Origin of the sequence: Parasphingomonas caseinilytica, assembly GCF_036663755.1 — a bacterium.
Lineage (GTDB): Bacteria > Pseudomonadota > Alphaproteobacteria > Sphingomonadales > Sphingomonadaceae > Sphingomonas.
Map to the genome: position 1 here is coordinate 237,644 of NZ_JAXOJL010000004.1, position 12,969 is coordinate 250,612.

Sequence of the window (12,969 nt, forward strand, 5' to 3'; positions counted from 1 at the left end):
GCCCGACAGAGGTAAAGATTGGGTTCCGCGCCCTTTTTTGTCAGATCCGTCGGGCGATCCAGCCGGCCGCCCAACCGAACAGCACCGACAATGCCACCGCGACCAGGCCGTACAGGATCGCGTGATTGTCGGCCGAGCGCGCGACGAAGCGTTCGAAGCCGGATTTGCGGATGTCGATATCGCGCGTCGCCGCCGCCAGCACGCGGCCGTCGCGGATCAGGAACGTCTCCGCCGTGAAGCGCCCGACCGGCACGCGCGCCGGGATCGTCACGCGCGCGCGGTACAAGACGCCATCGGTGATCTCGACCGCGCGGGGAGCCTCGTAATACAGGCCGGCGCGACGCTTCAGATCGACCAGCCCGCGCGCGAAGCGATCCTGTTCGGCCGGCGGCGCGCTGCTCGCCGGCGACAATTGCAGCGAATCCAGGCCGAGTTCGTAGATCGCCTGCGTGCGATCGTCGACCAGCTTCGTGATCGGCCTCGACGAGGCGATGGCGTAGAAACTCGGCGCGGATTTGTAGCGCAGGCGGGCGGAATTGACCCAGATGCCGGCCACCTTCTCCTTCTCGCGCACCAGGATCGACTGGACCGGGCCCTTGACGACGATCACCACGTCGGTCGGCTTCTCGTCATCGGGCAGGCGCCCGCCGGGATAGAGGATCGCGCCGAACAGCAGCAGCTCCGCCCCGGTGAAGGAATAGGCGATCTCGATATTCCGCTGGCTTACGTCGGGCACCAGCACCGGCTTGGCCTGCGCCATCAGCAGCGGCGCGAGCAGCAGCAGAAACCATCTCACGAAAGTTCGACCGAAAATATCTCGTCGGGCCGCCAACCAAGCCCCAGCGCGATGCGGATCGCGACGAGCAACACGATCACCGCCAGCGCGAGACGGAGATATTCCGGGCGTACCTTGCCGGCAAAGCGCGCGCCGGCCTGCGCGCCGATCACCGATCCGAGCAGCAGAAGCGCGGCGAGCACGATATCGACCGCCTTGGTCGTGGTGGCGTGGACCATCGTCGCGGCGGCGGTGACGAACAGGGTCTGGAACAGCGAGGTGCCGACCACGACCTGCGCGCCCATGCCGAGCAGATAGAGCATCGCCGGGACCATGACGAACCCGCCGCCGACGCCGAGCAGGATCGTGAGGATGCCGGTGAAGAAACCGAGCAGCAACGGAGCCAGCGGCGAGATGTAGAGCCCGGAAGCGTAGAAACGCGTCCTGAGCGGCAGCGCGGCGACCAGCGGGTGATGCCGCCGCTTCTTCGCGCGCGGTGGCCGGCCGGACCGTGTCGCGGCGATCGCACCCCAGGATTCGGTCGCCATCAACCCGCCGATCGACCCCAGCATCAGCACATAGACGATGGCGATGACGACATCGATCTGCCCGCTCGCCTGCAACAGCCGAAAGATCCATGCGCCGGCCAGCGAGCCGAGGATGCCACCGGCGACCAGCACGCCGCCCATCTTGAAATCCACGCCGCCGCGCCGGACATGCGCAAACACGCCGGAGATGCTCGCCCCCGTCACCTGGCTGGCCGAGGAGGCCGCGGCGACGGTCGGTGGGATGCCGTAGACGATCAGCAATGGCGTGGTGAGAAATCCGCCGCCGACCCCGAACATTCCCGACAACATGCCCACCCCGCCGCCGAGCAGCACGATGACGAGCGCGTTGACCGAGAGATTGGCGATGGGAAGGTAGAGATCCACGCGGATGGGTTAGCCCGAAGTGGCGTGCGGCGGAAGCGGTTGCGTCCACCACCTCGAACCATCCGGCAAAGGCCGGGGTCTAAAGTCGCTTTCGATCAAGACTGGTCGCCCTCACCCTTCGCCGCCTTCGGAGTCTTTTCCCTCTCCCACCGAGAGAGGGAGGGAGCGCGAAACGCGGAAGGGTGAGGGTGAGCATTCTTGATCGAGAACAGCTCTAAACGCTTCCCCGGCGGAGGCCGGGGCCCAGTCGAGACACAGACGTGATCGCGCGTTGCGCGACGTAACATCGACCTTCGCGACTGGACCCCGGCCTTCGCCGGGGAAGCATTGGGGCCGACTTGTGTTTAGAGGTTGATGACTTCAAGTTGACCCGTTCGTTTCGAGCGCAGTCGAGAAACCGCTACGTCACGCCCGGTCGCGGTTTCTCGACTGCGCTCGAAACGAACGGTGGCGTGATTCAAATCAAAATCATCGCGCTCTAGCCCTCAGAAATCCGCCCCGACGCTCAGCACCAGACCCGAATCCGGCGCGGCATTGCCCGCGACGCGCTGCCGCCAATCGAGCGCGAGACGGACCGATTGCGGGCGGAGCGGCACGTACGCGACGAGCGACGGGCCGAGATCGACGCGCGCCGCGCCCTTTTGCGCTGCCCCCCAGAGACCAGCGCCGAGATCGAAACGGACATCGCCGAGCCTGGCGACCGGACGGGCCAGTCGCGCCGCGCCATCGGCAAACCCCTCGCCGCCGTCGCGCGCGATCACGCCGCCCTGCGCATAGCCTTCCAGGGCGAAACCTGCGGCGACGGTCGTTGGCCCGAACCCGCCGACCAGCCCGATCGTCGGCCCGCCGCGCCCGCCGTTCAGGGCGATGCGCTGTTCGGCGATGACCCGCACCGGCAGTCGGGTCGGTTGCCATTCCATCCCGAGCGCGAGTTCCTGCGCGCCCGCCCCCAGCGGCGTACTCACCCGCGCGGCGAGCGCGAGACGGCGGCTGTCGGTCAGCGCATAGGTCAGCCGCCCGCCCGCCTGCGATCCGCCGAGTTGCGCGCCGAGTACCCCCGCCGCCGGCCCGATGCCCCCACGCGAGACGAGCCAGAAGCTGGCGTTAAAGCGCGATCTGGTGTGCACGTGGTGTTTCGATTGGGATCGGATCGGCGCTGGTAGTCCGGCGATCATGCCGGTGCGCACAGGCATCGCCAAAGTCGGGCCGGCTTCGGATCGCGGCGATGCCACGTTTGCGCGCGCCGGCGCCTTCGCCCGCGCGGAATGGTTCAATATTGGGAGTTGAAAGGCAGGCGACGCCGCCTTCGATCTTTGAAGCGCTGGTGCCCACATCACGGCAACCGGCACCCCGATCGGGGCCGCCTCGGCCGCCTCGATCGGCATCGCACCCGGCCACCACAGCACCGTCACGCGCATCGCAATCCAGCCGCCGACGATCACGCCGAGAAAGCGCAGCGGTCGCCCGACGATCACTGCCGCTCGATCTCATCCGGAAAAGTGTGCGCGGTCTTGTCCCACTTCGGTGCCGCGCCGCGCAGCATCGCCATGTAGCGGAACAGCGCGCGTTGCGCCGCGACCAAGGCGATGAAATTCCCCACCACCGCGCGCGGCAGGGACAGGCAAGCCTGACGCCAGCCATAAGCGCGCCCGGTGAACGCCGCGCGCACGATCAGCCGCCAGACCAGCAGCCCCGAATTGATCGTCAGCAGCGCTTCCATCGTCGGTGGCAAAGAGGGTGGCGCGATCCCCGTCGTCCAATGCAGGATCGCCGAGCCGGTCCAGAACAGCAACGCGAGATAGGCCCCGATCAGCACCAATATGGCGATCGGCGCGCGCCGATCGCGCATGCGCATCCAGTGATCGCGCCAATCGCGCGCGGGGCCCCAACCGACCCGGTCCCATCCGGCGAGCGCGATACCGATCATCCAGCGCGTCTTCTGCCGCACCGCTGCCTCCAGTCGGGCGGGGAAGAAGGCGCGCACGGCAATCGGAGGCCCGCCAGGATATTCCACGACCCGCGCGAACACGCCGCTACCGCCCGACGCGGCGATATGCAGGCCGAGTTCGTAATCCTCGGTCAGGCTGTCGGCGTCGAACGGAGCATTCTGCCGCAGGTCTGCGATCCGCCCGAGACAGGCGCGCTCGATCGCGCAGCCCACCCCGGCCAGCGGCAACCCCGCGCCCACGGCCTGGCGCACGACCAAAGTCTTGCGATGGGCCTCGGCGAATTCGTCGGCATAATGGCCGGAGACGAAACGCGAGCGCCGGTCGATCAGTGGATGGACCGGCAATTGCACCACCATATGCGGCCCGATCAGCGCGTCGAAGATCCGCAATTCGCCGGCATGCACGACATCCTCGGCATCGTGCAGCACCACGGCTTTCGCCCTCCAGCCCTCCGCCGCCTCGTCGCGGAGCAACGCGCGCCAGATCGTATTGAGGCAATCGGCCTTCGTCGTCGGGCCGGCTTTGTGTCCGATCACCAGCCGGACGCGCGGATCGCACTCCGCCACTTCGGCGACCGCATGGATCGTGCCTGGATCGTTGGGATAGGTGCCGACATAGATCCGGTAATCCGGATGATCGATCCGCGCGAGTGCCGTGCGCAGCATCGGCCCGATCACGTCCGCTTCCTCCCATGCGGCAACGAAGATCGCGATCCTGCCGGGATCCGCACCGATCTGGAAATCGTCGAGAATGGGCAGTCGCCGCCGCCATAAGCGATGACGTGCATAGACGAGGTCGATCGCGAGATCGTCGATCCCGCCGATCAGGAACCCGATGGCCGCGAACAGCATCGTCTCACGCGCAACGATATCAACGGCGGCGATGACGCCCGCCCAATCCCCCAGCACGTGCCCCAATCGCCTTGCCTCCAAGCGGCACTCGCGCGCGATTCGTCCGTCGAAACTTGTTTCCCATATAGGATAATGTCGCAAGCCGATGGGGAAAAAAGGCCGCTGGATCGGGACACGCAAAAGCATTAGCCTCGATCGCAATCAGGAGAGGGATTGCAATGAAGCTCGCATGGCGCCTCGCATTGCTCGGCCTTGCAATCGCTCCCGTCGCGGCATTCGGGGACAATAGCCCGCAGGTCATCATGGCGACGCCGGGCATCGGCGATACCGGTTCCGGGGGCGCGATCGAGCGCTTCACGGTGCGCTTCAGCCAGCCGATGGTGCCGCTTGGCGATCCGCGCGCGGCCGGGCCGTTCGACGTCACCTGCGCGATCGCAGGCGAGGGCCGCTGGGTCGATCCGCAGACCTTCGTGCACGACTTCAAATCGTCCCTGCCCGGCGGCACGGTGTGCGAATTCAAGATCAAGGCCGGCCTGAAGAGCGTCGGCGGCTATGCCGTGACCGGGCAGCAGGATTTCAAGGTCGATGCCGGTGGCCCGGTGGCGCGGGCCGTGTTGCCGGCGCGCTACGGCGGGGAGATCGAGGAGGATCAGGTGTTCCTCATCGCCGCGAACCTGCCCGCGACGCCCGCCTCGGTCGCCGCCAATGCGTATTGCGCGGTGGATGGCATCGGCGAGAAGATCGCCGTCGACGTGCTGCCGGCCGACCTGCCGGGTAAATTGCTCGGCGAGATCGGCACCACGGGCTGGACGGTGCGCAACTTCCTGGAAAGTGCCGGCCTGCCCGCCACGATTCCGGCCAGCGCGGCCGATCGGCAGAAGGCGTTTGCCGGCCTTACCGCGCTGAAATGCCGTCGCCCGTTGCCCGCCGGGCGCGAGATGGCGCTCGTGTGGGGCGCGAAGATCGCCGGGGCCGGGGGCAAGCTGGCCGGGGCGGACCAGCGCTTCGATTATACCGTGCGCAAGCCGTTCAGCGCGCGCTTCGAATGTTCGCGCGTCAATGCGCAGGCCGGCTGCTCGCCGGTCGAGAAGGCGTATGTCCGCTTCACCGCGCCGATCGCGATGAGCGACGCGCAGAAGATCAGCATCGCGACGCCGGACGGCAAGACGATCAGTCCGGTGTTCAGCGACGACGACAAGAAGAAGGCGACGATCGGCGACATCACCTTCGCCGCGCCTTTGCCCAGCGCGACGACCGCCAAATTGACTATTCCCGCCGGGATCAAGGACGAAAGCGGCCGCGCGCTCGCCAATGCCGAACGCTTCCCGCTCGACCTGCGCTTCGACGAGGCGCCGCCGCTGGTGAAGTTCGCCGCCAGCTTCGGCATCCTGGAGGCAAAGGAGGGCGGCGTGCTGCCGGTCACCGTGCGCAATATCGAACCGACGTTGCAGGGCCGCAATCTGGGCATTGCCGGGCAGTCGCTGCGCGTGGACGGATCGGATGGGCAGGTTGCCGAATGGCTGCGCACCGTCGCCACCGCCGACGCTTACGCCAGCCACGAGATCAAGCGCGGCGGTGAGACGGTGCGGATCAACGATACCGGATCGAAGCCGATCCTAACCGGTGCCACGACCGGCAGCGCGTTCAAGCTCGGCCTGCCGGGCAAGGGCAAGGATTTCGAAGTGGTCGGCGTGCCGCTCACCAAGCCCGGATTCTATGTGGTGGAACTGGCCAGCCCGGTGCTGGGCCAGGCGCTGCTCGGGCGGAAGGCCCCGCGGTATGTGGCGAGCGCAGCGCTCGTCACCAACATGGCGGTGCATTTCAAATGGGGCCGCGAACGCAGCCTGGCCTGGGTGACGGCGCTCGACAGCGGCAAGCCGGTCGCCAATGCCGAAGTGCGCGTGACCGATAGCTGCACCGGCAGGCTGCTCGCGCGCGGCATCACCGACAAGGCCGGCGGACTGTATGTGCCGCCGGGCCTGCCGCAGGTCGAGACGTATGGCGATTGCGAGCACAGTTCGGTCCCGCCGCTGATGATCTCCGCGCGCGCCGGCGACGATTTCAGCTTCACGCTGACGAGCTGGAGCGAGGGCATCCGCCCGTACGATTTCGACCTGCCCTATGGGTACGATGCGCGCGAGGAGATCCTGCACACGGTGTTCGACCGCGCGCTCGTCCGGCAGGGCGAGACGATCCACATGAAGCATATCGTGCGCAAGCCGCTCGGGGCCGGCTTTGCGCTATCACCGGCATTCACCGGCATCCTCAGGCTGTCGCATCGCGGGTCCGACACGCAGTTCGACCTGCCGCTGAGCGTGGATGCGAACGGCATCGGCGAATCGACCTGGACCGCGCCGCCGGGCGCGCCGATGGGCGATTACGATCTGCGCGTCATTATCGGCGAGCGCACGATCTACACCAGCCAGTCGTTCAAGGTCGACGAATACAAGCTGCCGACGATGCGCGCGAGCGTCGGCGGGCCGAAGGATGCGGCGGTGCGGCCCAAGGTGCTGCCGCTCGACCTGTTCGTCGGCTATCTTTCGGGCGGCGGCGCGTCGAACATGCCGGTCGATCTGCGCATCGGGTACAGCGCGCACGACGGCGCGCCGGCCGACTACGAGGCGTACAGCTTCGGCGGGATCGACATCGCCGAGGGCGTGAAGCCGTTGGACGGTGACGGCGAGGAGGACCGCACGCCCCTCCCCCCGACCCAGACCCTGCCCTCGACGCTCGGCGGAGACGGCACCGCGCGCACCACGATCGACGTGCCGCAAACGCTCGCCAACACCACCGACATGCTGATCGAAATGGATTATCAGGACGCCAATGGCGAGGTGCTGACCGCATCGAGGCGCGTGCCGATCTTCACGTCCGCCATCCAGCTGGGCGTCAAGACCGACGGCTGGCTGATGAAACAGGACGATCTGCGCCTGCGCTTCGTCGCGCTCGATACCGAGGGCAAACCGCGCGCGAACCAGAAGATCGACGTCGCGCTCTACAGCCGGCAGGTGCTGACCGCGCGGCGGCGGCTGATCGGCGGCTTCTACGCCTATGACAACCAGATGCGCACGACGAAGCTGGCGGGCAGTTGCTCGACCACCACCGATGCGCAGGGCCTTGCGCAATGCGCGGTCGATCCCGGCGTCTCGGGCGAGGTCTATGCCGTCGCCACCACGACCGACGCGAACGGCAACATCGCGCGCGCGACCAAATCGGTGTGGCTGGCCGGCGACGACGATTGGTGGTTCGGCGGCGACAATGGCGACCGCATGGACATCGTGCCCGAGAAAACCACCTATGCCGCCGGCGAGACCGCGCGCTTCCAGGTGCGCATGCCGTTCCGCGAAGCGACCGCCCTGGTCACGGTGGAGCGCGAAGGTGTGTTGTCTAGCTTCGTCACCGATCTGTCGGGCAAGGATCCGGTGGTCGAGGTGAAGATGCCGGGCAGCTACGCGCCCGACGTGTTCGTCTCGGTCATGGCGGTGCGCGGGCGCGTGCAGGGCGGGTTCTGGAGCTGGCTGAGCGGGATCGGCCAGAAATTGGGGCTGACCGACGGGCCACCTCAGGCGAACGAGCCGACCGCGTTGGTCGATCTCGGCAAGCCCGCGTACCGCCTCGGCATCGCCAAGGTGAAGGTCGGTTGGGAAGCGCACAAGCTTCAGGTCATCGTGAAGGCCGACAAGGAGCGTTACGCCGCGCGCGACGTCGCGCAGGTCGACGTGCAGGTGAAGGCACCGGACGGTGCGCCCACCACCTCCGCCGACGTCGCCTTTGTCGCGGTCGATCAGGCGCTGCTGCAACTCGCCCCAAACGATTCGTGGGACGTGCTGACCGCGATGATGGGCGAACGCTCGCTCTCGGTACTCACCTCGACCGCGCAGAGTCAGGTGGTCGGTAAACGCCGCATCGGCCGCAAGGCGGTGGAAGCGGGCGGGGGTGGTGGTGGCGATTCATCGGGCCTCAACCGCGAGAATTTCCAGCCGGTATTGTTATGGAAGGGTCGCGTCGCGCTCGATAGCAGAGGCCATGCGCGAATCGCCGTGCCGCTGTCGGACGCGCTCTCGTCGTTCAAGCTGGTGGCGGTGGCCACGGACGGTGCGCAATTCTTCGGCAGCGGATCGGCAGACATCCGCACCGCGCAGGATCTGTCGATCTTCGCTGGCATGCCGCAACTGGTGCGATCGGGCGATTTCTATGCCGCCGGCTTCACGCTCCGCAACGGATCGACCAAGCCGATGAAGGTGACGGCCACGGTCGATGTCTTCCCGCGCGTGGCACAAGGCAAACCGCTGACCGTCACGATCCCGGCGGGCGGCGCCGCGCCGGTGGCGTGGAACCTGACCGCGCCGGAGAATGTCGCTGCTCTGCGCTGGCAGGTGAAGGCGGTGGCGCAGGGCGGGAAGGCTTCGGACCAGATCACCGTATCGCAGGACGTGATCCCGGCGATCCCGGTCGAGGTTTGGGCCGGCACACTGGCGCAGGTCGGGGCCAATACGTCGATCCCGATCGCACCGCCGGCGGGGGCTTTGCCGGGGCGCGGCACGGTGGATATCCGGCTGAGCGATACGCTCGCGCCGCCACTGGCCGGCGTGCGGTTGTTCATGGCGGCCTATCCCTACACCTGTTTCGAACAGCGGCTGTCGACCTCGGTCGCGCTGGGCGATGCGAGCGCGTGGAACCGGCTGGCGGGCGAGATCCCGACCTATCAGGCGCCCGACGGTCTGTTGCGCTATTGGCCGTCGCAGAGCCTGACCGGATCGGAATCGCTGACCGCTTATGTCCTGTCGCTGACGGCCGATGCCGGGCTGGCGATTCCCGAGGGGCCGCGCACGCGGATGATCGAGGCGATGAAGGCCGTGCTCGACGGGCGCTTGCGACATGAGGATTACGGCGATGTCCGCCTGCAACGCGTCGCGGCCTTCGCCGCGCTCGCGCGGCAGGGCGCGGCGACGCCGGCGATGCTCGGGCAGATCGGCATGACGCCGGCCGACATGCCGACCTCGACCCTGTCCGATTACCTCGTCGCGCTGGACCGTGTGGCCGGCCTCGCCAATGCGCAGGCGCTGAAGACGAGTGCGGAAAGCGTGCTGCGGACGCGGCTGGTGTACGAAGGCACGCGGCTCGACCTGTCGGACCAGAACACCGCGCCATGGTGGCTGATGTCGTCGGGTGACGAAGGCGCGATCAAGGCGGTGATCGCCACGCTCGGCCGGCCCGGCTGGCAGGACGATGCGCCGAAGATGATGGTCGGCGTGAGCCTGCGCCAGTCGCGCGGGCATTGGGACACGACCACCGCCAACGCCTGGGGCACGATCGCGGCGAAGAAGTTCGCCTCGATCTATCCGGCGAGCGCGATCACCGGCGCGACGACGATGTCGCTCGGCAATGCAAGCGTCAGTCGCGGATGGCCGCTGGCGGTGGATTTGCGGCAAGTCAGCTTCCCGCTGCCGGCGGTGCAGATTCCGCTGCGCCTGTCGCAGGCCAGTGGTGCCGGGCCATGGGCGAACGTGTCGGTTTCCGCCGCCGTGCCGCTGACCCAGCCGTTGTTCGCCGGATACCGCATGGCGAAGAAGACCGAGGTGATGCAGGCGCGCACCAAGGGCGTGCTGACGCGCGGCGACGTGGTGAAGGTGACGATCACGGTCGAGGCCTCGGCCGAGCGCAACTGGGTGGTGGTCAACGATCCGATCCCCGCCGGGGCGACGATCGTCGGCGATCTGGGCGGGCAATCGAAGCTGCTCAATGCCGATGCCAAGGCCGGCGACGGCACCGAATTCGCCGCGGTCGATGGCGACGGGAAATTGTGGGACGTGCAGGTCGGCGTGCAGCCGGCCTATATAGAACGCCGCAACGATGCGTGGCGCGGCTATTTCAGCTGGGTGCCGCGCGGACGCTTCACCATCGTCTACGTCATGCGGCTGAACGGTGCGGGCCGGTTCTCGCTGCCGCCGAGCCGGGTGGAGGCGATGTATTCGCCCGCGATCCGCGCGGCGGTGCCGAATGCGCCGGTGAGCGTGGCGCAGCGGTGATGCGTGGCTGAGCCAGCAGGCCCTCCCGAAGACGCGGAGGCCGCACCAATCCCCGTCATCCCAGCGAAGGCTGGGATCTCAGGCGGTGAAGGCGGGACAGGAGCCGCACGAGACCCCAGCCTTCGCTGGGGTGACGGTGGAGGGTGGCGCAGCGGTGAGGTGAAATGGCCGGCAATATCGGAACGGATTGGACAATTCGCTGACGGGGTGAAAGCCAACGCGAAGTCTTGGTTCTCCCGCGAACGCGGGAGCCCAGGGTTACAAACGTCAACGCCTGAGACCCTGGACCCCCGCGTTCGCGGGGGAACCAAGAGGAGGGTGACGCTTGGAATGATGGCCCTCCTCATCCTCGCCTTCGCCGGAATCGATTACGCCACCCTGCCCCCCTTGCTGCCCGATTACGCCCGGACCCGCGCGGCGTGGCACCCGTCCGAGGCGTGGCTGTACGATCGCCACGGGCAATTGATCGATTCGGCGCGGGTCGATTTCGCCGCGCGCCGGCTGGCCTGGACGCCGCTCGACAGCGTGTCGCCGATCACGCGCGAAACGATCGTCGCGGCCGAGGACCGGCGTTTCTACAGCCATTCGGGCGTCGACAGCCTGGCGATGCTCGGGGCGCTGCGCGATCGGATCCAGGGGCGGCAGCATCGCGGCGCGAGTACCCTGTCGATGCAGGTCGCCGGCTTCCTCGCGCCCGATCTCGCCGCGCCCGGCGCGCGGGGGATCTGGGACAAATTACGCCAGATGCGCGCGGGCTGGGCCATCGAGAACAATTGGAGCAAGGACCAGATCCTCGAAGCGTATCTCAACCTTGCCGGGTTTCGTGGCGAGGCGCAGGGGATCGGTGCGGCGGCGCTCGGGCTGTTCGGCAAGACGCCGGACGCCTTGTCGCGCGACGATGCGGTGCTGCTGGCGGCGTTGCTGCCCGAACCGCAGGCCGCGCCTGCCGCCATCGCGCGGCGCGCCTGTGCCCTATCCCGCAAGGCATCGCATGAGGCGGATTGCACGCGCTTTGCCGGCGAGGCCGCGTCGATGCTCGGCCCGGCGCGCAGCCTCGCGCTCGATCCGGGGCTGGCACCGCATCTCAGCCAGCGCCTGCTGACGAAGGCGGGGTTGAAGGTGACGACCACGCTGGATGCCGATATCCAGCGCGCGGCGATCATCGCATTGCGGCGCCAATTGCAGGGCCTGGGTGGTGCCCGGGCGCGCGACGGGGCGGTAGTGGTGGTGGACAATGCCAGCGGCGACGTGCTGGCCTATGTCGGCGGGATCGGCGGCGCATCGACCGCCGCCGCCGTCGATGGCGCGAACAGCTACCGCCAGGCGGGATCGACGCTGAAGCCGTTCCTCTACGCACAGGCGATCGAGAAGGGCTATCTCACCCCCGCCTCGATCCTCGACGATTCGCCGGTGCAGCTCGACACAGCCTCCGGCCTGTATGTGCCGCAGAATTACGATCACGCCTTCAAGGGCCCGGTGTCCGCGCGAAGTGCGCTTGCCGGATCGCTCAACGTGCCCGCCGTGCGCACGTTGCTGCTCGTCGGGGTCGAGCCGTTTCGCGATCGGTTGTGGGATTCGGGCTATCGCGGGCTGGTCGAGGACGGGCAATATTACGGCTTCAGCCTCGCATTGGGATCGGCCGAGGTGACGTTGCTCGAACAGGCCGACGCATACCGGGCGCTGGCCAATGGCGGCGGGTGGACGCCGCTCCGGCTGACGCGCGACGATCCGCGCGCACCACCGCGTCGCATCACCAGCCCTCAGGCGGCGTGGCTGGTGTCCGACATGATCGCCGATCCCGATGCGCGCGCGCAGACCTTCGGGCCGGACAGCGCGCTACGTTTGCCGTTCTGGGCGGCGGTGAAGACCGGCACGTCCAAGGCGATGCGCGACAATTGGTGCATCGGTTTCTCGGATCGCTACACCGTCGCGGTGTGGGTCGGGAATCTGGAGGGCGATCCGATGCGCGCCGTTTCCGGCACCAGCGGCGCGGCCCCGGTGTGGCGCGATCTGATGCTCGCGCTGCACGCGAACCGCGCCGGGCAGGCACCCAAGCGGCCCGACGGCATCGAGCAGCGCGCGATCTCGTTCGGTTCGGCGCTCGAACGGCCACGGCGCGAATATTTCCTCGCCGGCACCGGGCAGGCGCAGATCGCCGCCGCGCCGCCCGAATCGCGCCGCCCGCGCATCGTCAATCCGGTGTCGGGCAGCGTCTATGCGCTCGATCCCGATATCCCGATCGAACGGCAGCGGCTGGCGATCGGCGTGTCGGGCGAGGTGACGGCGCACCGCCTGATGCTCGACCGGCGCGATCTCGGCGCGGCGGACGGCAAGCCGCTGATCCTGGCCGGGCCGGGGCGGCATCTGCTGCGGCTGACCGATGTCGCCGGGCGCGTGGTGGATCAGGTGATGTTCACGGTGCGCTGACGCAAA

At 67.8% G+C, this 12,969-nt stretch carries 6 protein-coding genes; 2 read left to right on the plus strand and 4 right to left on the minus strand.

The window, feature by feature from the left end; genetic code table 11:
* Positions 1-40: 40 nt before the first annotated feature.
* The 4 genes from U1738_RS11155 to U1738_RS11170 form a co-directional block, all read right to left on the minus strand.
* On the minus strand, positions 41-760 hold the full coding sequence (locus U1738_RS11155; RefSeq protein WP_332789209.1) for a TIGR02186 family protein: 720 nt from the start codon (positions 758-760) through the stop codon (positions 41-43).
* 32 nt (positions 761-792) lie between these two features.
* A complete protein-coding gene (locus U1738_RS11160) occupies positions 793-1,707 on the minus strand; it encodes a sulfite exporter TauE/SafE family protein (RefSeq protein ID WP_332789126.1) in 915 nt (304 codons plus the stop codon).
* A 485-nt stretch (positions 1,708-2,192) separates the two neighbouring features.
* Positions 2,193-3,182: a hypothetical protein gene (locus U1738_RS11165; protein ID WP_332789127.1), complete on the minus strand. Its 990-nt coding sequence runs from the start codon at positions 3,180-3,182 to the stop codon at positions 2,193-2,195.
* Entirely contained in the window at positions 3,179-4,564 is a 1,386-nt protein-coding gene (locus tag U1738_RS11170) for a glycosyl transferase family protein (RefSeq protein ID WP_332789128.1), read from the minus strand. Before U1738_RS11170 ends, U1738_RS11165 begins: the two co-directional genes overlap by 4 nt.
* 161 nt (positions 4,565-4,725) lie before the next feature.
* Here U1738_RS11170 and U1738_RS11175 point away from each other — a divergent pair, with 161 nt between their 5' ends.
* A complete protein-coding gene (locus U1738_RS11175) occupies positions 4,726-10,536 on the plus strand; it encodes an alpha-2-macroglobulin family protein (RefSeq protein WP_332789129.1) in 5,811 nt (1,936 codons plus the stop codon).
* Positions 10,537-10,866: 330 nt separating this feature from the next.
* Positions 10,867-12,963 carry a penicillin-binding protein 1C gene (pbpC, locus tag U1738_RS11180; protein WP_332789130.1) on the plus strand — a complete coding sequence of 699 codons (2,097 nt, stop codon included), beginning with the start codon at positions 10,867-10,869 and terminating at the stop codon, positions 12,961-12,963.
* Positions 12,964-12,969 lie beyond the last annotated feature (6 nt).